Here is a 22,799-nt window from a genome sequence, read left to right as displayed (position 1 = left end):
TCCCAAATTTCCCTTGGCATAGGCGCTTGTCCGACTTCCGAAAGAGATTTCTTTAGCTTTTCAAATTGTTAACTCTTGCAAGGAAGTCTTTTTTTATATAAAATTAGTACCAGGTAATAATAGATGATTATAATAACTCATTAAAATATAAGGGGATGGCAAGATGAATGCTGGAATACTAGGGCTTGGCCGCTACTTACCCGACAAAATCGTTACAAATGCGGACCTAGAGAAAATTATGGACACTTCCGATGAGTGGATTCGGACTAGGACGGGTATTGAGGAAAGAAGAATTGCCAAAGATGATATTGATACATCAGATATGGCCTATGAAGCCGCAAAAGCTGCATTGAAAAATGCGGAAATTTTGGCTGAAGAGATAGATTTAATTCTTGTAGCCACTGTTACACCGGATCAGTCGTTTCCTTCAGTCGCTTGCATGATTCAGGAGAAATTGGGAGCGATGAAGGCAGCAGCAATGGATGTAAGTGCTGCATGCGCCGGTTTTATGTATGCAATGATCACGGCACAGCAATTTATTAAGACAGGTGCATATAAGCATGTGCTGATTGTCGGTGTTGAAAAACTTTCGAAAGTAACCAATTGGGAAGACCGCAATACTGCTGTACTTTTTGGTGACGGAGCTGGTGCAGTTGTACTTGGACCTGTATCTGAAGGCAAAGGAGTCCTTTCCTTTGAATTAGGCGCAGATGGAACCGGTGGGAAGCACTTATTACAAGAAGGAGATTTCATTCATATGAATGGCCGTGAAGTATTTAAATTTGCTGTCCGTCAGATGGGTGAATCCAGCCTGGGTGTCTTGGACAAAGCTGGTTTGACTAAAGAAGATGTGGATCTGCTTGTCCCGCATCAAGCTAATATACGAATTATGGAAGCCTCTAGGGAACGCTTGGATCTCCCGCTTGAAAAAATGACAAAAACGATTCATAAATATGGAAATACTTCTTCAGCGTCCATTCCAATGGCCCTTGTGGAAGAAATGGAAGCAGGAAGAATCAAGGACAATGACTTAATCGTCATGGTCGGTTTTGGTGGTGGCCTTACATGGGGAGCGATCGCTCTTAGGTGGGGTAAATAAAAGAAGAAGCAAAACGTAAGAGCTTTAAAAATAGGAAGGAGCCATTTTTAAATGACTAATCGCCGTGTAGTTGTAACTGGTATTGGAGCAATCTCTCCAGTTGGTAATGATGCAGAAACTGGATGGAAAAATATAATCGAGGGGAAATCGGGGATAGGACCTTTAACTCGTTTGAATGCTGAAGAATATCCCGTTAAAGTGGCTGCTGAAATCAAGGATTTTGATATAGAAACATATATAAATCGTAAAGAAGCACGCAAAATGGACCGTTTTACCCATTATGCAATTGCAGCTTCCGTTATGGCATATAATGATAGCAAGCTGGAAATAACCGATGAAAATGCTGCACGTGTCGGGGTCTGGATCGGTTCGGGTATTGGCGGGCTGGAGACACTTGAGACACAGCATGAAAACTTTTTAAACAGAGGATACAAACGGGTAAGCCCATTTTTCGTACCAATGATGATTCCGGATATGGCAGCTGGCCAGGTTTCTATCTTACTGGGTGCAAAAGGAATCAATTCATGTACGGTAACAGCCTGTGCTACAGGAACTAATTCAATTGGTGATGCGTTTAAAGCCATTCAGCGGGGCGATGCCGATGTGATGATTACAGGCGGGGCCGAAGCGCCAATCACAAAAATGTCGGTTGCAGGCTTCTGTGCAAATACGGCTTTATCGACAAACCCTGATCCACAAACGGCTAGCCGTCCTTTTGATCTTAACCGTGATGGTTTCGTAATAGGCGAAGGAGCTGGAATCATCGTTCTGGAAGATCTTGAACATGCATTGAATAGAGGAGCCAAGATTTATGCTGAAATAGCTGGCTATGGCTCAACTGGAGATGCCTTCCATATTACCGCTCCGGCACCAGGTGGAGAAGGCGGGGCAAGAGCGATGAAAATTGCAATCGAGGATGCAGGTTTGAATCCGGAAGACATCCAATATGTGAATGCCCACGGAACGAGTACGCCTTACAATGACAAATACGAAACGATGGCAGTCAAAGAAGTCTTTGGCGACCATGCTAATAAACTTGCAATAAGTTCCACTAAATCGATGACGGGCCATATGTTAGGGGCAGCAGGCGGTGTGGAAGCGATTTTCACGATTCAGGCAATCAGGGACAGCATTTTGCCTCCAACCATCAATATTGAAACACCAGACCCTGAGTGTGATTTGGACTATGTCCCGAATCAAGCAAGGAAGGGCGAAATCAGTGCAGCCATCAGTAATTCACTTGGATTCGGTGGGCATAACGCAACTATCCTTTTCAAAAAATATCAATAAGTTTGAAGGAAGAGCAGATCTTTAGGGATTTGCTCTTTTTATGTTGAAGGGAAAATTGCCAATACAAGGGATATAAAATGTGTCAACCGCCTTCTTTAAATCATACGATAGTCAATAGAAGCGGAGGTGTATGGGAAATGGGAGTCATTTCAACCAATGAATGGATGAAGAAGGATTTCAACCGCCCGGTCCAGATGATGGAAAGAGTTAAAAGTACATTCAACAATACCCTTGATGCGGACATGATTTATCATCATTTATTGAAGCATGGCATGTATTCGCCGAATCAAAAAACAAAACAAACATGGGAAGACTTAAACGAAAATAATGTCTGGGAAAAAACACAAAGCTTGTTTACAGCTTATAAGAAGCTATGGGGTGGGCCTGATGTTCCCATATATATTTTTCCGCTGATGTCTTCAGGGATATGGAATAAAAAAGTTGAAACGAAGTCAGGGCTGGCATTTAAAGATAAACTATTCCTTTTTTACGGAAAGGGGATAGCCGAAAAGGAAATGGAGGCGCTGTTGATTCATGAATATCATCATGTTTGCCGTCTGCATCATTTGAAAAAGGACCAAAAAGAATTCACTCTCCTGGATACGATGATCATGGAAGGACTGGCGGAAAGAACGGTGGGGAAATATTTAGGAACAAAATTTTTAGCAAATTGGACTAAGTTATATCAGGAAGATAAACTAAGAGAATTTTGGAGCAAGCATTTAGAGGAAAAGCACACGATAAAACGTACAGATCCTCTTCATGATACACTTCTGCTCGGGATGAAAGGATATCCATATATGCTTGGATACTGTAGTGGCTATTACCTGGTGAAAAATTCTGAGAAACTCTCTGTGAAAAAATCGTTCATTATTCAATCTGAAGAATTCCTATCTAAAAAGAGTTAATATATACGTTCTTTTTTTCTTAATCTGTTTTCTAGAATAGGAATAAATTGTATGGTTCCTGCCTATACTGATTGACAAACAGAAATTTGTTTAAGTGAGGGATGAATGATGCTATATCTTCATGATGTATGGGTTAACTGGTTTGAAGGAGAAGAAAACGGCTATAATATTTGTCATTTTCATGAATGGAGGAAGGATGACGGGATCGAACTACTAGATCAAGTTCCTTTGTTGAAAGTGTCATCAACATTGTTCCACTACATAGAAAACGACTTGTCAGAATTACCTAAGCCACTGCTGAATGATGTATATCAAAAAGCATATGCAAGGAAAAATCATGAACGAATTCAGCTCGACTATTGTTTTATCGTGACTGACGGAAATGGAATCTTAGCTGTTGATACGATAGGGTATCATATTCCGATTAGGAAAAGCAGAATAATTCCTCGGCAGGAACAAATTGTTTATGACATGATAGAAAACCATGATGAGATGGATTACACCTTTACTGAAAAACCTACATCTGAGAAAGAATATCATATTTTGTCGCCGTCTCCCTTATTCATGAACGGTTTGACAAGAAAAGAAAGACAGCTTAAGCAATTGCTATTCATGGCCATGGACCAATTATTCACGGCGAAAAACACTGCTGAAATCCGCTATTGGTATACAGAATGGGCTCCTGAGAAATATGAAAGCATTCAAGAAATGGATTTTCAGATAGCTTGGCTTGAATTATATGAAGAAATGAAGGAAGGCTGGTCAGAGAAGCATCTTCAACTTTGTGAAAACCTTGTGAAGGGGCAGCCTTTTTTTGAAAAGCTGTGGCAAGTGGAGGCTGGCGATAGCCCATCGATATTATGAAAAAAAGACGATCCGTTGAGGATCGTCTTTTTTTTATCTCTTTCTGCCAAGTCCCATGCCATTATACATTTTTCTGATCATTTTATTGGCTTCAATGTTCGCCTTTTCTGCACCGCGGTCCAGAATTTCATCCAATTCAGGCGAATCGATCAATTCATTATAGCGTTCCTGAATTGGCAGGATTTCTCCAAGAACCACCTCAGCCAAATCACTTTTAAAGTCACCATAACCTTTGCCCTCATACATCTCTTCAATTTCTGTATAGGTTTTTCCACTGAAGATGGAATATATGGACATAAGGTTGGAAACACCCGCTTTGTTTTCCTTATCGTAACGGACAATTCCTTCCGAATCGGTAACTGCGCTCTTGATGTTTTTTTCGATTTGCTTAGGATCATCCAATAAGGCTATCGTTGCCTTTTTATTAGGATCGGATTTGCTCATTTTCTTGGTTGGTTCTTGAAGGGACATGATACGGGCCCCTTCTGTAGGGAGGCTGATTTCCGGGATTTTAAATATATCATTATGCTTTTTATTGAACCGTTCAGCCAAATCGCGTGTCAATTCAAGATGCTGTCTTTGATCCTCCCCGACAGGAACCACATCTGTACCATAAAGGAGGATATCGGCAGCCATCAACGGCGGGTAAGTAAGCAGTGCTGCGGAAACCCCTTCTTTGCCAGTTGATTTGTCTTTAAATTGCGTCATTCTCTCAAGTTCCCCAATATAGGATATACTCTGTAAAATCCAGCCTGCCTGGGCATGTGCTGGTACTTCTGATTGAATGAAGATAGTATTCTTTTCAGGATCTAAGCCAATGGCCAAATATAAAGCGGCCAATGTTTTAATGTTCTTCCTTAACTTAATGCGATCCTGTGGAACTGTAATTGCATGCTGGTCAACAATACAAAAGAAACATTCATATTCATTTTGTAAGTTAACGAATTGTTTCATTGCTCCGATGTAATTTCCTAAAGTAACGGAACCGGATGGCTGAATGCCGGAGAAAATCCTTTTCAACTGCTAGTCACTCCTCTAAATGCGTTTATTGATAAATGGATATTCGCTCTTCATTATTGTAAGGATAAATAGAAAATGAATCCACTTTCTTTGAAAGAAATGTGCATATTCCTGTGATGGGGAAATGCTCATTTAAATCTTGTGGAGGGCCGTTTTGTCCTGTATCGATGCCATTTTTAAGAATACGAAATGTCCACTATACTGTATTTTAGCATTTATTCATATTAAATGTATAATCGAAACGGCAAACAAGCCAATAGAACGGATTTTCCGCTTCTTTTTTTAGATATGGAAGAAATGAAGGGTTCAAGGAAAATCAATCCGTTTAACATATTTCACAATGAGCGGACCATTTTAGGGAAGGATACTCACAAGGGAATAACCGCGTTGTTGAACGTATTCTCATTTTGTAAGTCAGTTTTTTTAATTATTTATAATATATAGGAGTAAAGTTTATTGTTTGTGGTATTAAAGAAAGGGGTTTATTATATTTGTTGAATATTGATGACTGATGGCGAATGAGGTGGAGAAAATGAAACCAATGTGTAAATGGTTGATGACAGGAATGTGCATATTCCTGATTCAACAGCCAGTTCATGCAGAAGGCATGAACGAAACCAGGCAGGTGGCATTAGAAAATAAAGAATTGCCTGCGAGCGTACCGCGTTTTGTTTTTGATTCGGGGTTGAAATTCGACTATCCGGATGCTGTGCGAGGAATATATGTTACAGGGCCTGCAGCGGGCGGCAATAAATTGAATGAACTTATTAGATATGTAGATGAAACCGACTTGAATGCAATGGTCATTGACATTAAGGATGACAAGGGGAACGTTACGTTTAAAACCGAAGATCCAGATTCTCCATATGCTGGGATTGGTAAAGACTACATAAAAAATCCAAGGGCAATGCTGAAAAAAATGGAGGATAAACAGATTTATCCGATTGCGAGGGTAGTCGTCTTTAAAGATTCACTTTTGGCCAAAGAGAAGCCTGAATTATCTTTTTTAGATGGCGAAAAGGTTTGGAGGAATGGTCGAGGGGAAGCCTTCGTTAACCCATTCTTAAAAGAGGTGTGGGATTATAATGTCGGTATTGCCATTGAAGCGGCAAAGATGGGGTTTAAAGAAATTCAATTTGACTATGTCCGTTTTCCCGAAGGATTCGAAAATAAAGAAGATGATTTGAAATATGATGTCGGTGAATATGATGAAGCGAAAGTGAGTCATACAGCCAAAAGGGTTCAGGCAGTGACAGATTTCGTAAGTTATGCGAGGAAACAACTGGAGCCATATGATGTGGAAGTATCTGTGGATATTTTTGGATATGCAGCTACATTGCCTGAAGCTCCCGGAATAGGGCAAAACTTCACAAAAATCTCTGAGAATGTCGATGTAATTTCCTCGATGATCTATCCGAGTCACTGGACATCTTATTTTGGTATCGATAAGCCTGATTTGGAGCCTTATAATCTCGTTAAGGAATATGCGAAATTGGAGAACGGGAAGCTGAAGGAATTAAAAACCCCACCTACTTCAAGACCTTGGCTACAAGATTTTACTGCCTCATATTTAGGTGAAGGGAATTACCAAAGGTACGGAAAGGAAGAAGTGGAAGCCCAAATAAAAGCATTGAACGATAATGGTATTGATGAATACTTATTATGGAATGCGGCAAATCGATATACAAAGGGAGTAGACTATACCCCATGAAAAAAAGGATGACCTTGGAAGAACTTCCGGTCATCCAATTTCTCTCTGAATTACCGCTTTTTATTCCCGCCAACTTTACTCCACCCTGACTGAATTCGTTTCGATTGATCGAAAATATGAGAGTGACGTTTCCCGCCAAACCATTTTTCGCCGATGCCATTCGTCACAACGCCATTCACAGCTGTAATGCCAATAACGCAAGCAGCGACTAAAAAAAAGTCCAAAAAGTAACTGATCATCAAAACCCTCCTAATATTTTCAAGCTATTCAAGTTCCATTGTAGTGGATAAGAAAAAATCTGGAAAGTATAATCTAGCAAATGAGGAGATTAATTTATGAATTGGTATGATAAGTTGAACCAGTATTTCCCTATTGAAGAAATGAAGTCCAAAGAACATATAGAAGTTCTTTTAGAAGATAAGCAGGAAATATATAAAAAGGATGAAGGTCCCGACCATGTTTTATTATATGTGGAAGGAGAAGAGTTTATATTCGTTGATTACCTTTTTGTATCAAAGAATTCAAGGGGTCAGGGACTAGGAAGGAAATTAATTCAAAAATTGCAAAAAAAGCAGAAAACGATCTTGCTGGAAGTAGAACCAGTACAAGAAAATGATGACGATACATTGAAAAGGCTGAAATTTTATAAAAGGGAAGGATTCCAGCATGCCTCTTCAATTACCTACAGCAGAAAATCCCTTGCCACCAAGGAGAATACGCCTATGGAAATCCTATATTGGCCAGCAAACCAATCGGTTGATGAAGAAGACGTATTTGATTTCATGAAAGAGATTTATTCTGAAATCCATACCTACAAAGATGATGACCTATATGGGAAATCTTATCAAGATGTAGAGGATGTACTAAGCTTGAATGCAAGTCAGGAAACGGATATTTTTAAAGAGATGGAAATTTAGAAAAAAGGGGCCGGGCGCTTAACCGGCCCTTTTTAGTTTGTCGGAAAAAGTACGGTATAGAGGTCGAATAAAGTACGGTGTAGGTCGAATAAAGTACGGGGAAGGTCGAATAAAGTACGGTGTAGGTCGAATAAAGTGCAGTGTAGGTCGAAAAAATTCGTGGAAGGTCGAATAAATTCGTGGAAGGTCGAATAAAGTGCGGTGTAGGTCGAATAAAGTATGGTGTAGGTCGAAAAAATTCGTGAACGGCTGAAAAAACAGCTCAGTACGTCGAAAAAGAACAGTAAGGGCCGAAAAAAGTGCTCCAGCAGAAACCATCTGGAAGTTTTTTAAAGAAAAATTGAGGCAAACTGTTCTTTCTTAAAATTTGTCCATAAAGGAGGTCGGAATAGGTCCCACCCCAACCTCGATTATAAAAGGTTATCGTTTAGGGCTTTTTACTATTCTATGAAAACCCCCAATAGATTGAAGAAAATTGCGACACTGCTGCCGAAAAACTGGCTAGCCGGGACCCCGGAGTCGCGTGCTTTGATGCGGCTTGCAGACAGTCGGCGGGAAAGGGAGCGGATTTCTGAAAACAACTGTTATGGTTTTTTCGAGTGCAGCCAAACTGTCTTTTCTTATTGTGCATTTTTTGCAGGCAAATGAATATCTATAACTTCTCGGATGGTAGATTACTCACTTATCGCCGATTTTTTCGAATTACTTTTTTACTTTTGGAAATATATGTGCTAAAAGAATGGTTTTTCTTGTAAAAGGAGGAATTTGCTTTTTGTTAAAGAAAATATATTAACATGTTCTTGTTTATTGACAAAGATAGGGGGGTAAATAAAAGTAACGAGTTAATAAAAAAATCATGAGGGCCGAATTGAGAGTTAACTGAGAATGGCAGGTAGGTATTTTCAATTAGAAAAAGCGGTTTTAATGTATTACATAAAAAACAGAAAAAGCTATAGTACAGGCTAAACTAGAAGTTTATAAGGATTTTTCCAAATATCAAAAAGGGTATTCATTTTAAATAATTTAGTGTATAATAAAGAAAATGAAATACTTAATTAAAATTATTTCAAATTAGAGTGGTACTTATGAATACTAATAGTAGATTTCCCCTCATAGATCACCGATTCTATATTTAGGGAGTGTGAGTAAACATGGTAACATTATATACATCACCTAGTTGTACTTCATGCAGGAAAGCAAAAGCATGGTTAGAGGAACATGAGATTGGATATAAAGAAAGAAACATTTTTTCAGAACCGTTAACGATTGATGAGATTAAAGAAATTCTTCGAATGACTGAAGATGGAACCGATGAAATCATTTCAACACGGTCAAAAACTTTCCAAAAGTTAAACGTAAATTTAGAGAGCCTGCCTCTTCAAGAACTATATAAATTGATCAAGGAAAATCCTGGTCTGTTGAGACGTCCAATTATCCTTGACGAGAAACGGCTTCAAGTTGGTTATAACGAAGATGAGATAAGACGCTTTTTACCACGTAAAGTTCGTACCTTCCAGTTACGGGAAGCACAACGTATGGTCAACTAATAAGGTCTTTCAAGCTCTGCCAGGAAATGTGCAGGGCTTTTTCTTTATACATAACCGATTTTCCGCTGATTTTTTTTACTTAATGACGGGTAACATAACAGGATTCATAGGGGACAGCATACGTTTCGGATTTGCAGCAGGTTCCTTGAACCGGTCATCATTTAAAGAAAAAATAAGAATGCACACCATCATGCCGTGTATATAATAAGGCATAAATGGCAGGAAGTTTAAAATTGAAGAAAGCATTATGATAGTTGCATGCGGATGAATTTTTTTATAGAATGAATGGAATATTAGGCAAACAATTGTTTTTTAGATAAGTAATGTTTTTTATTTCCCTTCTTCAAGGTTTTGTCATAAAATGATGTAAAATAGTCTGTTTTAATGGCTATCATGATTTACAGTATTCACTTACGGGTAAAGAGCTTTTAAGAGCAATTTTCGCTTGGGGGTTATTATCCCTTCAAAATGAGATAGGAAGGGAGAGGGGAATCATGGAAATCGAACGCATTAATGATGATACAGTTAAATTTTATATTTCCTATATAGATATTGAGGAAAGAGGCTTTGATCGCGAAGAAATTTGGTACAGCCGTGAGCGAAGTGAGGAACTTTTTTGGGAAATGATGGATGAAGTGCATCAAGAAGAAGAATTCATGATTGAAGGACCTTTATGGATTCAAGTTCAAGCCCTTGAAAAAGGCTTGGAAGTTTTGGTCACAAAAGCCCAGCTTGCCAAAGATGGTCAGAAACTCGAGCTGCCTCTTTCAGATGATAAGTTAAGGGATTTGAATGTATCAGACAAGATGGATACGCTTCTTGATCAACATTTTCATGGGAAAGATGAAGAAAGCGGTATGACATTCGAAGATGGTATGATTGAATTCATCACGACTTTCGAGGATTTTGAAGATGTCATTTCATTAAGCAAGCGTCATGGCTTGGATGACTGGACGACTAAACTTTATGTTTATCAGAATAAATATTATCTTTATATCGAATTTTCCGAGGCAGAAATTGATGAGGAAGAAATCGATAATGTTCTAAGTCTTTTATTGGAATATAGTCAGGAGTCACCTATAACGGTGCACATGCTTGAAGAGTACGGGAAGATAGTTATCGAAAATGATGTATTCACAACGGTCGATAAATATTTCGCATAGACTGTTGAGGCCGATTTCAGTAGAAATCGGCCTTTTCGTCCAAGAATGAGTGTTTTACCTCAGCAGGGAGGTATTTATCATGTGCCTGTGTTTGTTAATTGGAGGTAGTCTAGGTGAAGAATATAGTTGGCATCGGTCTGCTAATTCTCTTGTTGGTCGGCTCTTGGTATTTTCTAATAAATGGCGTCGATGGCAGGGTGATTTTTTATTCCAGCCTTATATTGACCCTTTTCTTGGTGATAATTGGATTCAACATTTTCCTGGAAAACAGAGATCCCATCGAGACCATAACATGGCTGGTTATTTTTTGCGCTTTCCCATTCATCGGTTTCATTTTTTACTTTTTGTTTGGCCGTCATTTTCGGAAAGAAAGGATATTTCGCAAGAAGTACTTTTTGGATAAACAGAGTTTCGTTAAAATAGGCGGCGAGGCGGAGTATAATGACCGAATTAAGGAAATGGGCGAGAACCCTCAGCAGTTAATCACTCTTGCAAATAGGCTGGGTAATAGCCCTATTTCATTTACGACTGAAACCCGGGTTTTAAGGAATGGTGATGAGACATTTTCCAATATCATCGAAGAATTAAAAAAAGCCACACATCATATTCATTTGGAATATTATATTGTTAGGGATGACCGCATTGGCGGTCTGCTAAAGGACATCTTGATACAGAAAGTAAAAGAAGGGGTAGAGGTCAGGTTTCTCTATGATGCGGTTGGTTCCTGGAAGTTAGCTCGTTCATATATCGATGAACTGAGGAGTGCGGGAGCTGAAATGGTTGCTTTTGGTCCGTTGCATCTCCCTTTATTAAATAATACATTCAACTTTCGCAACCATCGTAAAATAATTGTGATAGATGGCTCTGTCGGTTTCATCGGCGGTCTCAATATTGGGGATGAATATTTGGGACAAGATCAGAAATTCGGTTCTTGGCGGGATACGCATCTTATCATAAAGGGGGAAGCGGTCAGGACTTTACAGCTCATATTTCTGCAGGATTGGTATTATAGCACCAATAATAGTTTTTTAAGTGATGAATATCTCATGGTTGGCCTGCCGAACCATCATGGACATGGCGGAGTTCAATTGATTGGCGGCGGGCCGGATAGTGAGTGGACGATCATTAAAAGCATTTTTTTTAAAATGATCACTTCGGCAGAAAAGTCAGTTTGGATTGCCTCTCCGTATTTCGTTCCTGATGACGATATCTTTCAAGCGTTGAAGGTAGCTGCCTTAAGTGGTTTGGATGTCAGGCTGCTCGTACCGAAGAACCCCGATAAACGTATCGTATTTCATGCTTCGAGAACTTATTTTCCCGAATTGCTCGCTTCCGGAGTTCGTATATTCCAATATAATGATGGCTTCATGCATAGTAAAATCATCATCGTTGATGACCAATTGGCGTCAATTGGGACAACCAATATGGATATGAGAAGCTTTCACCTGAATTTCGAAGTCAATGCTTTTCTCTACAGGACGGAAAGTACTCGGCAGTTGGTGAATGATTTTTTGGAAGATATAAAGGTATCTCAAGAAGTGGAGATTGATGCGTTTTCCAAACGGAATTTCGGTTTGAAAGTATTGGAGTCCACATGCCGATTGCTTTCACCCCTTCTTTAGATAGCAACTTTACTTTATGCCGATGAGGCATTTTTTTTTTGCGGATTAAAAGGAATCCTAAGCGAAGCAGGCGAATGTAGTGGATGAGGAGGAGATGTATGCTAACCGCGATAAAGAAAGATGGAACTTGGATTACCCTCCCTGAAAAGATACCGGCAAACGAGATTGATGAATGGAGAAAATCGGCGGCAGATTATTACTGTCCATGCTGCAAGATGGAAATGACCATCAAAGCGGGAAACGTCAGGATTCCTCATTTCGCGCATAAAAATAATTCTTCATGCCGTGCTTCTTCAGAACCGGAATCCGCCTATCATTTAATGGGAAAAAGAAAATTGTTTCAGTGGTTATTATCACATGGTTACCAAGTGGATCTAGAAGCCTACCTTCCTGAAATTAAGAAAAGGGCTGATATTTTAGCTGTGATAGGAGGCAATCGCTATGCAATAGAATTTCAATGCTCAGTTATCCCCGAGGTGGAATTCATGGAAAGGACAAGAGCCTACCAAAGCATAGGCATCAAGCCAATCTGGATCCTCGCTGCAAAACGCTTAAAAAGGAAAAGCTTGTATGAATTCAGTTTAACCCGCTTCCAATGGCTCTTCGTCACCGGCAGCTTCCATCATCCGTTTCTTTGGATGTACTGTCCGGAAACTGATCATTTATCAGTATTGAAGAACCTCACTCCGTTTACCTCTAGAACCGTCTTAGCCGAATTGACAACAGCTTCTTTAAAGCTCCTTCCCCCTAGTCGGGCATTGCCCCGAAATTGCTTTGTTTTCCCTTTTCTGCCTGCTTGGAGATATAAACGAAATGGCTGGTCCCTGCATCGAGTGAAAACAGCACGCAGATGCGATCCTTTTTTCGAAGAGCTTTATTCACATCATATTACACCAGCGACACTTCCCGTTGAAGTGGGTGTTCCCGTCAGGGGGATGCTGTTGATCGATACTGCCTCGATCGAATGGCAGGCATGGTTATACATGGATGTGTTTCAAGAGAAAAGAACAGGGGAAAAGATTTCTATGGCTGATATTATCTGCATTTTTAGAAAGCGCTCAAAAAAAGGGGAAATAAAGCTCAGACCATTGCCATTGCTTCATGAAAAACCAATCGAGTATCCTGTAGGTCAATATATCATGATTTTGGAGCAATTGGGTTATCTATCAAAGCTGGAAAAAGGGGTTTTTAAAGTTGAAAGGGAATTTACCCTGCCCTTCACCAGTGATCAAGCTCAAATTTTGGAAAAAAATTTTTATGATAAGCATAAATTGATGATGGAAAAGGGGAATATCCAGTATAATCAGTGATAACATCTCTATTTATCTTGAATTCAGATGAAATGGCAGGATTATTTTTGTTAATGGAGAAATAGTAATAAGAACTGGGAATTAAAAGCTTTAAAAAGAATGAACGCCGAATGAAGCATTGCGGCGTCTATCCGGTTTACGAGTAAGCCCAATGGCAAGTTTCTATAGAATGAGGAGGAATTTTTTTATGGCACAGGAAACAAAAACGAATACATTACCCTCAAGAAGTGAAATAGCTCCTGAAGATACTTGGAGACTGGAAGATATCTTCGCAACCGAGGAAGATTGGGAAGCTGCCTTCAAAGCGGTAAAGGAAGACCTCAAGAAGGCGGAGGCACATAAAGGCACGTTGGGTGAAAGCGCAGAGAAATTATTCGCGGCGCTTCAACTCCAAGATGAAGTATTCGAGAAGCTAGGGAAAGTTTATTCTTATTCACATATGCGCAATGATCAAGATACAACCAATCCTTTTTATCAAGGGATGGAGGATCGGGCAAAAGCTTTATATGCCCAGGCAGCGGCTGCGTTTTCATTTATGGTTCCTGAACTATTGAGTATTGACGAAAGCAAAGTGGAAGGGTTTTTGGAAGAAAAAGAAGAATTGAAATTGTACAAGCATTCTTTAGAGGAAATCAATCTTCAGAGACCACATATCTTATCTGCAGAGCAGGAAGAATTATTGGCGCAGGCATCAGAAGTACTCGATGCATCGGGCAATACTTTCGGTATGCTTAACAATGCCGATTTGAAATTCCCGACCATCAAGGATGAAAAGGGAGATGAAGTGGAAATAACTCACGGAAGATATATCAGTTTTCTTGAGAGTGAAGATCGCCGTGTACGTGAGGAGGCATTTAAGGGGGTATACAGCAAGTATGGGGAGTTCCGCAATACATTTGCTTCAACCCTGTCTGGTGAGGTGAAAAACCATAACTTCAATGCCACTGTTCGAAAATATGATTCAGCACGCCAAGCGGCATTAAGTAATAACAACATTCCGGAGACTGTATACGATAATCTCGTTAAAACGGTCAATGACAATTTGCCTTTACTTCACCGTTATCTTGACTTACGTAAAAAAGTACTGCAATTAGATGAACTTCATATGTATGATCTATTCACTCCTCTTGTTAAAGAAGTGAAGATGGAAGTGACTTATGACGAGGCCAAGGATTATGTCCTTAAAGGACTTGCTCCGCTTGGGGAGGATTATTTGAATGTTTTGAAAGAGGGGTTTGAAAACCGGTGGGTCGATGTGCATGAAAACAAAGGGAAACGAAGCGGTGCCTATTCTTCTGGTACATACGGGACGAATCCTTATATTTTAATGAACTGGCAAAATAACGTCAATAACTTATTCACGCTCGTTCATGAGTTTGGACATTCGGTCCATAGCTACTATACACGTAAATATCAGCCATATCCATACGGAAATTATTCAATATTTGTAGCGGAAGTTGCATCGACTTGTAATGAAAACCTGTTGAATGATTATTTACTGAATTCAATCGAAGATGAAAAGAAACGCATTTATTTATTGAATCATTACCTGGAAGGTTTCCGTGGCACATTGTTCCGGCAAACGATGTTTGCAGAGTTTGAACATACCATACATTTAAAGGCTCAAAATGGGGAAGCGTTGACAGCGGATATGCTTACTAAGGAATATTATGAGCTGAACAAGAAATACTTTGGCGAGAACGTGACCATCGATGAAGAAATCGGTTTGGAATGGGCGCGTATTCCACACTTCTACTATAATTACTATGTTTATCAATATGCGACTGGAATCAGTGCAGCAACAGCATTGAGCAAGCAAATCCTTGAAGAAGGAGAGCCTGCTGTCAAAAGGTATCTGGAGTTCTTGAAGTCAGGAAGTTCCGATTATCCGATTGAAGTACTCAAAAAGGCTGGTGTCGATATGACAAAAGCCGAGCCTGTACAAGAAGCCATGAATGTATTCGAAGAAAAATTAAATGAGTTGGAAGAGCTTTTGAATAAATAGGATGTGAAAAGGGACCCGAGCACTGCCGGGTCCTTTTCATCATATATGATGTCCGTCATAATCCTTTAAAACGATTTCTCTGATTTAAGCTATGAAGAATTATAAAGAAAACAAAAAATAAAATAGGGGAGGTAAAATACAGAGGAATGAGGTTCATGATACCGAGTAGCTGGACAAATAGCGACCCTATCAAGAGTATGAGAAGAATAAAGACTTTCAATTTGGTCACCTCCAACCTGGTAGCAGAAAAAGCTCATCTGCTCTTTATTAGATAGTATGTTTTAGAATAAGCAGTATTCTAAGAATATGACAATAATGTGAAGTTGCGCACAAAGTTCTTGCAATTAAGGTATGAAATCTGCTATAGTACAGATATAGAAGTTATCACATCCCAAACATATACCCCTTTGTTTGTTCGTCGTGAAATTTCTCCCATCCCCTTATTCGTATAAATAGATGAAACCCCCAGCAAATTTAGCGGTTTGCCGGGGTTTTTCATTTGCATGAAAAGTAAAAAGAATTAAATGATCGGCTTTAACGGAAGTTAAAAAAGGCTTAGGCAATACAAAAAGGATAATGTGATTCGTTTCACAAATAGATATATTCCATTTTAAATTAGATATTAAGAGGATATCTAAAACTCTTATAGCTTTAAATAAAAAGGGCTCATATTGAGCTATATATCGGAATGGATAATAAAAAATGACCAAAATATATATTGTGAACAATTTGTGAAAAGTTACACATATAGTTGAAACGCAAATGGGTTATCTGTTATATTATTTATTGTGAAGTGAATCACAAACAAACTTATACCCCTTTGTTTGATCGTGAAAAATTTCTCCCATCCCCTTATTTTCTTATAAAAAGCCATGCAATCTTTTGATTGCATGGTTTTTCCTTTAAAATAACAAAGAAGCAGTCAAATTCATGACTGCTTCTTTGTATATCTCCAAAACGTTCCGTATTTAGCAGGTATCTTCTCTGCAACCTGTTTTAAAACAAGCTTTTTCATTTCCAACTCGACGTTATTCTTATTCATATTATAAACGGTTTCAATTTCCTTCGTGGCCACTAGTTTGAAACAGCTTAAAAACTCTTCGAGAGAGGGGGGGGTTGCAGGGGCTGGAAGACCATTCAGCATATCTTCTAAAATTTGAACATATACCTCGTAAGAATAGACACCTGAAACTTTTATTCCCTCTTCTTCAATATTTTGATTGAAAAAGACAAGGGAAGGTATTTCAGTCACTTCCATTTCGCTCGTGATTTTCATGTCACATTGAAAGCCTTTGGCTGCACTGGAGGAATTGATGTCATAAAGGAATTCTTCCACATCCAATCCAACCATCTTGGCACATTCGGTCAAGACATCGATATTGGATATATCCTTTTTTCCTATGAATACATATTCTTGAAGCTGCCTTAAAAAGCGAATGGCCAATTTACGGCCCTGCAATTCCGCTGCTTTTATTGCGATGGAAGCTGTATATGGAGAAGAGATTGGGTTTTCAGACCAAAGGCTTCCGTCGCAGGACATTCCCGAGCGGCTGGCTGTCTTTTCCCAAACTTGAGCAATGTTTTCATAATTTTTATTTTTCCCCATATTAAGAGAATCGATTTTACCGCTTAAAACATGGCGTAAACTGAACAATTGGCCATATTCTATCTGTAATTTCCTAATAATTGGTTCTAAGCCCCAGCATTCGGGACAAAGCGGATCAACAAAAACATAAATTTCAATTGGCTTTTTTCCTATATCATAGCAATGCTGCGTCTTGATCCAATCGGAAATATTGAAAACTGGTTTTTGTGCGCTCAACTGCCTTCTCCTTTCCCGTCAGTTCCGGATGTATTGATCATATGCTGCGCCGTCAAATAGAGGCGGTGATAGAAAAACTCCCTAATCTCACCCTCAAGGCCAACTTCGTCCATAGCTTGATACATGCATGAGAGCCATGCTTTCGCACGTTCTGGTGTAATTTCGAAAGGTATATGTCGAGCCCGCAACATAGGATGGCCATGCTCTTCTGTATATAAAGAGGGACCGCCTAAATATTGAGTCATAAATTGTTTTTGTTTACGGACCGTTTCTGTTAAATCGTCAGGGAATATTGGCTGCAGATCCGGGTGTTGACTAACGTTGGAGTAAAACACATCAATTAACTTGTGTAATTGCCCTTCTCCAATTAATTCATATGGTGTAGGGTTCCCTTGCATCATGTTGATTACTCCTTTTAAAGAAAGATGGTTGATATTTATTCATATTTTATCAATGACGTCATGATATAACAAATATATAGCTTAAAGAAAATTTTACATCTGTAGTATGACACATGCGAATGATCCGGAAATGACAGGTTTTGGGGAGCTTTACGATTTGTTAACAATTCGTGGAAAAAGAATATATAGACATGAAAAAACTGACCCTTCACAAATAAACAGGGTCAGCTTGCTTTAGCTTGAAAATGTGCCATAAACTTTCTGAACATAGTTCTGAGTTTCTTTAAAGGGAGGGATGCCGTTATATTTATCTACATTTCCAGGCCCTGCATTATAAGCAGCAAGGGCAATCTGGATGTCCCCGTCATAACGTGCCATCATTTGACTTAAATATTTACTCCCGCCCATGATGTTTTGTTGCGGATCGGTTGCATCATCCACCCCAAGGCTTTTTGCAGTTGCTGGCATTAACTGCATAAGGCCAGTTGCACCCGCATAACTGGTGGCTTCAGGGTTAAAGTTCGATTCTTGTTTAATGACGGACTTAATCAGTTTTTCCGGGAGATTATATAAGCTGGCCGCCTGGCTGATGATATGATCATAGTTTGGTGCTGTTTCACTGCTCTCATTGTCAGCAGGGGCAATGGATACCGGGTTGATGTTCATGGGTGTCATGCCGCCGGGTTGAAGGAAGGACTTCGTTTCCGCTTCCACGCGTGATAAAAGGGAACCCAATGTCTGTGAAGCGCCTTCAAGAGCATCAACCGAAACCAGTTCCGAGAGCATGTCCTGGAAAATGGATCGAGATGAATTTGCATTTGTGTTGTTGCCATTTGTGAATTGCTGGATTGCCTGCAATTCCATGAACGTTTTGAAATCTTGGATCTTCAACTCTCCACCTCCGAATGGGTTCAAACAGGATTATTTTTGGAATTTGGCGCGATAAAACCTCTTCACTTTATTTTCGGTTTCCCTTACTGGAATTTGAAGGGTTTCAAGGAGGGTCAGGAAATTTTTTTTCCCGGCGTTTGCATCCGTCACTTCATATTCAAGCTCAAAGTCTTCCTGATTCAAATACGAACTATGATCTAAAACAAGTAAGCCCTCTTTGTAAGGAAATTCAAAACGGTCCGTCTTTAATGTCCCAAAGCAGGTAAAGTCTTTTGGATCAATTCCGCATTCAAGGATAAGAAGTTGGATCTCGCCATCAGGGAATGTGTTATGATTCAGAAACGCATATGCGGTTTCTTCAGAGATATCTTGATTCGTTTCCAATAATCCTTCTGTAGCGGGCTGTTTTAAAGTCAGCTCGTAACGCCCGTTTTTCTCGCGGATCCTAAGGGCAGAGTCTTGATTTTTTAAAGTGAATCCGAGTGTATCGAAGTAATGATTTTTCTGTGTTTTAAAGTTCGATGCCCCGACATGAAAGTGTTCGATCAGTTGATGAAATTCTTTTTCGCTTAAGAGGTTTTTAAATTCAATTTCAATATGCTGGTTCATGTGTTCCATCCTTTCTGGCTGATTCTTAGGTTAATCATATAAGAACCATTCGAGCTGTCAAATTGAATGCAATAATTTTTTGCTATTGTACTTGAATATTTAGGAATCAATTGCAGGATATGATAAAATATAAACGTTGAGCATGAGAAATTGGTATATCGTATATATAGGAATTTAATACATACTTTTTGCTAGAAAGATTTAATAGGATCCAGTGGTGAATTGGCATAAGGTCATGTGACTGCTGGATTTAGGAGAGCGTTCTGCCCATACCAGAGTTGAACAGGCGCTTTTTAGATAGATATAGGTGGTGTGGCAATGGAGAGTTGGGACGATTTCTTGGCGCCTTATACTCAGGCTGTCGAAGAATTAAAGGTTAAGCTTAAAGGATTAAGGAAACAGTTTGAGAGAGAGAATATTCACTCACCGATCGAATTTGTAACAGGCAGGGTAAAGCCGATTGTCAGCATTTTGGATAAGGCGAGCCTGAAGGATATTCCCATTGATAAATTGGGAACGGAAATACAGGATATTGCAGGGCTTCGGATGATGTGCCAGTTCGTGGATGATATCGAACAGGTAGTTGAACTATTACGAGGCCGCAATGACTTCGAGATAGTCGAGGAGAGAAATTATATTTCCCATAAAAAAGCAAGCGGCTACCGTTCTTATCATGTTGTAATCCGCTATCCGGTCCAGACGATCCATGGCGAAAAAAATATCCTTGCCGAAATTCAAATCAGGACCCTTGCGATGAATTTTTGGGCGACGATCGAACATTCTTTAAATTATAAATATAAAGGCATTTTCCCGGAAGATATACAACTGCGACTCAAACGTGCAGCTGAAGCTGCCTTCCTGCTTGATGCTGAGATGTCGCAAATCCGTACGGAAATCCAGGAAGCACAGCGTCTTTTTTCCCGGAAGAAAGATTCTTGAAAGCATAAATGGGTAAACGAGAAGAAATCTATATTGAAGGTGGGATTACATGAAATTTGCGATTACGTCAAAAGGAGATGCGAAATCGAATACTTTAATGCAAAGGATGCGAACGTATCTTCAGGACTTTCATTTGGAATATGACGAAGATCAGCCGGATATTGTCATTTCTGTCGGTGGTGATGGCACTTTATTATATGCTTTTCACCGTTATAAGAATCGATTGGATAAAACCGCCTTTGTTGGTGTACATACAGGACATCTTGGTTTCTATGCAGATTGGACCCCTGATGAAATTGAAAAATTGGTGATTGCTTTAGCAAAAACACCATTTCAAATTGTGGAATATCCACTGCTCGAAACGATTGTCCGTTATCAGCATGGTGGACGGGAAGCCAGATTTTTGGCTTTGAATGAATCGACAGTCAAAAGTGTTGAAGGGACGCTCGTCATGGACGTTGAAATTCGCGGCCAGCATTTCGAGACGTTCCGTGGAGATGGTTTATGCATTGCGACGCCATCTGGAAGCACGGCGTATAATAAGGCGCTTGGAGGGGCCATCGTCCATCCATCAATCGATGCCATCCAGATTACCGAATTGGCATCCATTAATAACCGGGTGTTTAGGACGGTAGGATCCCCACTTCTGCTGCCGGCACATCATACTTGTATGTTCAGGCCGGTCAATGCGGTCAATTTTCAAATTACCGTCGACCATTTGTCCTTGCTTCAGGAAAATGTAAAGTCAATACAGTGCCGAGTGGCAGATGAGAAGATCCGATTTGCCAGATTCCGCCCTTTTCCTTTCTGGAAAAGAGTGCATGATTCATTTATTGCTAATTAAGGAGATAGACTCACCTCATGTCAAATCAAAACTTTTCTTTGACCTGGTCGGTTTTTGAAGAGGATTCTGGCTCTTTATTGCGAGAGTTTCTCAACAAATGCGATATTTCAAAACGAGCATTAACGGATATTAAGTTTAAAGGTGGATATATCCAGTTGAACGGCGAAGAAGTAACCGTAAGGGAACGGATAGAGACAGGCGACATCGTCACCGTCATATTTCCGCCGGAGCAGGCAAGCGAAGGCCTTTTGCCGGAACCCATCCCCCTGAATATCAGGTATGAAGATGAGTTTGTATTGGTTGTGGCAAAGCCCCCTTCCATGAATACCATTCCTTCCCGCGAGCATCCCCACGGCAGTTTGGCGAATGGCTTGGCGGGCTATTATAGGAAGACGGGAATACAGGCAACGATCCATATAGTTACACGTCTTGATCGGGACACATCCGGTCTGGTTTTAATTGCCAAGCACCGGCATATCCATCACCTTTTGAGTGAACAGCAAAAATCAGGACAGGTTAAACGGAGATATCAAGCCATAGCTGAAGGAATCGTTGAAGGTCCTGTAGGAGAGATAGTGGCGCCAATCGGACGAAAATCGACCAGCATCATTGAACGGGAAGTCAGGGAGGATGGCCGGTATGCCAGTACCCTATTTAAGGTATTGGCACACACAGAGTCCCATACATTCCTTAATTTGGAACTCCAAACAGGGCGTACACATCAAATCAGGGTCCATATGGCGCATATAGGTCACCCGCTGGCTGGTGATGATTTATATGGTGGGAACAGGAAAGGAATCCCTCGCCAAGCCCTTCATTGTTTTGAATTGAAATTTTTACATCCTTTCACCAAGAAGATGATGTTGTTTCAAGAAGGGTTACCAGAAGATATGGCCCGTCTGCTCGAGTGAAGTTGAGCCTTTTAACCGGTGCATTGTAACGAATTCAAACTTATGAAAAAATCCATAGACGCAAAAAAACTCACCAAGATGGCGAGTTTTTTTGGTTAATCAAAAGATGTCCTGAATTTTTCCGCAATATATGGCATGGTTGAAGGCACCTCTTGAAGCTCCATTTCGGGATAACGGACAGCGGTCAGTTTTCCACCAAAGACGCAGCCTGTATCAATATTGTATGTATGATTGACTCGTCTAGCTTCAGGAACTGGTGTATGTCCATATACGATCCATGTTTCCCCTTTATATGTTTGGGCCCAATCCTTCCTGACGGGAGACCCATCGGGATGTTTGGAGCCATTGATATCACCATAGAGGACAAAGGTTTTTACTTTACTGCTATATTGACCAATATAGTCACTGCGAATTCCTGCATGGGCAATGATCAATCTCCCTTCATCAATCAGGTGGTAAAGTGGGGATCGTTCATACAGATCCATGAATTTTTTTCGGATCTTCTTCTGTTCCCGGATGTTCAGTGATTCATATTCAGCTACAGTAGTCTCTAAACCGTGTGATATTTGAACTTTATTTCCTGAAAAGTAACGATATAATTTATTGCAGTGGTTACCTGGGGCATACCTTGCTATATTTTGGTTAATGACTAATTCATGGACAATCTCGATTACTTGAAGGGAATTTGGGCCGCGATCGGTTAAATCACCTACAAAGCCGAGAATCCTTCCAGAGGGATGTACAGGAAACCCAGTCTCCCACGTATAGCCCATTTTTTCGGTCAGTTGCCTGAATTCAGCGAAACATCCATGAATGTCCCCGATGATATCGATGTTCATTTGACACATCCTTTGTTTGTTTTGTCTATGGTTATGGTATTAGTATAGTATTATTAAAAAAAATAAAATATAAACGAGGAAATGAAA

The 22,799-nt window shown here is 39.9% G+C and carries 21 protein-coding genes; 14 read left to right on the top strand and 7 right to left on the bottom strand.

The genetic code is table 11. From position 1 onward, the window contains the following. Window positions 1-163 precede the first annotated feature (163 nt). From ACYP5M_RS18715 to ACYP5M_RS18700, 4 genes are all read left to right on the top strand, one after another. Window positions 164-1,099 (top strand): beta-ketoacyl-ACP synthase III, encoded by a 936-nt coding sequence (locus ACYP5M_RS18715; RefSeq protein ID WP_101224116.1) that lies wholly within the window; start codon window positions 164-166, stop codon window positions 1,097-1,099. A gap of 51 nt (window positions 1,100-1,150) precedes the next feature. After that, window positions 1,151-2,389 (top strand): beta-ketoacyl-ACP synthase II, encoded by a 1,239-nt coding sequence (fabF, locus tag ACYP5M_RS18710; RefSeq protein ID WP_101224115.1) that lies wholly within the window; start codon window positions 1,151-1,153, stop codon window positions 2,387-2,389. Window positions 2,390-2,526: 137 nt separating this feature from the next. Continuing rightward, window positions 2,527-3,297, top strand: a complete 771-nt coding sequence (locus tag ACYP5M_RS18705) for a DUF2268 domain-containing putative Zn-dependent protease (RefSeq protein ID WP_260356932.1) — start codon at window positions 2,527-2,529, stop codon at window positions 3,295-3,297. A gap of 108 nt (window positions 3,298-3,405) precedes the next feature. Next, window positions 3,406-4,161 (top strand): YjbA family protein, encoded by a 756-nt coding sequence (locus ACYP5M_RS18700; RefSeq protein ID WP_034314514.1) that lies wholly within the window; start codon window positions 3,406-3,408, stop codon window positions 4,159-4,161. A gap of 33 nt (window positions 4,162-4,194) precedes the next feature. On the opposite strand, the gene trpS is transcribed toward ACYP5M_RS18700, so the two are convergent. Then, on the bottom strand, window positions 4,195-5,181 hold the full coding sequence (gene trpS, locus ACYP5M_RS18695; protein ID WP_101224113.1) for a tryptophan--tRNA ligase: 987 nt from the start codon (window positions 5,179-5,181) through the stop codon (window positions 4,195-4,197). A gap of 565 nt (window positions 5,182-5,746) precedes the next feature. Here trpS and ACYP5M_RS18690 point away from each other — a divergent pair. Further along, window positions 5,747-6,892 carry a putative glycoside hydrolase gene (locus tag ACYP5M_RS18690; protein ID WP_230177444.1) on the top strand — a complete coding sequence of 382 codons (1,146 nt, stop codon included), beginning with the start codon at window positions 5,747-5,749 and terminating at the stop codon, window positions 6,890-6,892. A gap of 50 nt (window positions 6,893-6,942) precedes the next feature. Here ACYP5M_RS18690 and ACYP5M_RS18685 read toward each other — a convergent pair whose 3' ends face one another. Then, the gene (locus ACYP5M_RS18685; RefSeq protein WP_101224111.1) at window positions 6,943-7,131 is read right to left on the bottom strand and encodes a hypothetical protein; all 189 of its coding nucleotides are present in this window, start codon (window positions 7,129-7,131) and stop codon (window positions 6,943-6,945) included. Between the two features lie 96 nt (window positions 7,132-7,227). Between ACYP5M_RS18685 and ACYP5M_RS18680 the strand changes: the two genes are divergently transcribed. The 6 genes from ACYP5M_RS18680 to pepF all read left to right on the top strand — a co-directional run bounded on the left by ACYP5M_RS18680 (window position 7,228) and on the right by pepF (window position 15,456). Next, window positions 7,228-7,809, top strand: a complete 582-nt coding sequence (locus tag ACYP5M_RS18680) for a GNAT family N-acetyltransferase (protein ID WP_434168875.1) — start codon at window positions 7,228-7,230, stop codon at window positions 7,807-7,809. 1,151 nt (window positions 7,810-8,960) lie between these two features. Further along, window positions 8,961-9,356: a transcriptional regulator SpxA gene (gene spxA, locus ACYP5M_RS18675; RefSeq protein WP_034314502.1), complete on the top strand. Its 396-nt coding sequence runs from the start codon at window positions 8,961-8,963 to the stop codon at window positions 9,354-9,356. 494 nt (window positions 9,357-9,850) lie between these two features. Then, the gene (gene mecA, locus ACYP5M_RS18670; protein WP_034314498.1) at window positions 9,851-10,519 is read left to right on the top strand and encodes an adaptor protein MecA; all 669 of its coding nucleotides are present in this window, start codon (window positions 9,851-9,853) and stop codon (window positions 10,517-10,519) included. 113 nt (window positions 10,520-10,632) lie between these two features. After that, window positions 10,633-12,141: a cardiolipin synthase gene (gene cls / locus ACYP5M_RS18665; protein WP_459735390.1), complete on the top strand. Its 1,509-nt coding sequence runs from the start codon at window positions 10,633-10,635 to the stop codon at window positions 12,139-12,141. 98 nt (window positions 12,142-12,239) lie between these two features. Further along, window positions 12,240-13,451 carry a competence protein CoiA gene (locus ACYP5M_RS18660; protein WP_459735389.1) on the top strand — a complete coding sequence of 404 codons (1,212 nt, stop codon included), beginning with the start codon at window positions 12,240-12,242 and terminating at the stop codon, window positions 13,449-13,451. Between the two features lie 187 nt (window positions 13,452-13,638). Further along, window positions 13,639-15,456: an oligoendopeptidase F gene (gene pepF, locus ACYP5M_RS18655; protein WP_101224107.1), complete on the top strand. Its 1,818-nt coding sequence runs from the start codon at window positions 13,639-13,641 to the stop codon at window positions 15,454-15,456. Window positions 15,457-16,384: 928 nt separating this feature from the next. Here the strand turns inward: pepF and ACYP5M_RS18650 are convergent. The 4 genes from ACYP5M_RS18650 to ACYP5M_RS18635 all read right to left on the bottom strand — a co-directional run bounded on the left by ACYP5M_RS18650 (window position 16,385) and on the right by ACYP5M_RS18635 (window position 19,179). Next, a complete protein-coding gene (locus ACYP5M_RS18650) occupies window positions 16,385-17,278 on the bottom strand; it encodes a ClpXP adapter SpxH family protein (protein WP_434168879.1) in 894 nt (297 codons plus the stop codon). Further along, window positions 17,275-17,679, bottom strand: a complete 405-nt coding sequence (locus ACYP5M_RS18645; protein WP_048686552.1) for a globin domain-containing protein — start codon at window positions 17,677-17,679, stop codon at window positions 17,275-17,277. The genes ACYP5M_RS18650 and ACYP5M_RS18645 overlap by 4 nt, the downstream gene beginning before the upstream one ends. A gap of 234 nt (window positions 17,680-17,913) precedes the next feature. After that, window positions 17,914-18,570 carry a lytic transglycosylase domain-containing protein gene (locus ACYP5M_RS18640; protein ID WP_311735920.1) on the bottom strand — a complete coding sequence of 219 codons (657 nt, stop codon included), beginning with the start codon at window positions 18,568-18,570 and terminating at the stop codon, window positions 17,914-17,916. Between the two features lie 30 nt (window positions 18,571-18,600). Next, window positions 18,601-19,179: a CYTH domain-containing protein gene (locus tag ACYP5M_RS18635; RefSeq protein ID WP_101224105.1), complete on the bottom strand. Its 579-nt coding sequence runs from the start codon at window positions 19,177-19,179 to the stop codon at window positions 18,601-18,603. Between the two features lie 318 nt (window positions 19,180-19,497). On the opposite strand from ACYP5M_RS18635, the gene ACYP5M_RS18630 reads away from it, so the two are divergent. The 3 genes from ACYP5M_RS18630 to ACYP5M_RS18620 are packed head-to-tail and all read left to right on the top strand — an operon-like array spanning window position 19,498 to window position 21,873. Then, window positions 19,498-20,118: a GTP pyrophosphokinase gene (locus tag ACYP5M_RS18630; RefSeq protein WP_034314484.1), complete on the top strand. Its 621-nt coding sequence runs from the start codon at window positions 19,498-19,500 to the stop codon at window positions 20,116-20,118. Between the two features lie 49 nt (window positions 20,119-20,167). After that, complete coding sequence (locus tag ACYP5M_RS18625) at window positions 20,168-20,962, top strand: NAD kinase (RefSeq protein ID WP_053534153.1); 795 nt, start codon at window positions 20,168-20,170, stop codon at window positions 20,960-20,962. A gap of 17 nt (window positions 20,963-20,979) precedes the next feature. After that, window positions 20,980-21,873 carry an RluA family pseudouridine synthase gene (locus tag ACYP5M_RS18620; protein ID WP_452444720.1) on the top strand — a complete coding sequence of 298 codons (894 nt, stop codon included), beginning with the start codon at window positions 20,980-20,982 and terminating at the stop codon, window positions 21,871-21,873. A 95-nt stretch (window positions 21,874-21,968) separates the two neighbouring features. Here the strand turns inward: ACYP5M_RS18620 and prpE are convergent, their stop codons facing one another. Further along, a complete protein-coding gene (gene prpE / locus ACYP5M_RS18615) occupies window positions 21,969-22,712 on the bottom strand; it encodes a bis(5'-nucleosyl)-tetraphosphatase PrpE (RefSeq protein WP_137017228.1) in 744 nt (247 codons plus the stop codon). Window positions 22,713-22,799 lie beyond the last annotated feature (87 nt).

Source organism: Peribacillus sp. N1 (assembly GCF_054600815.1).
The sequence above is the reverse complement of the archived record's forward strand: the minus strand, read 5'-3'. Positions and strand labels throughout refer to the sequence as shown.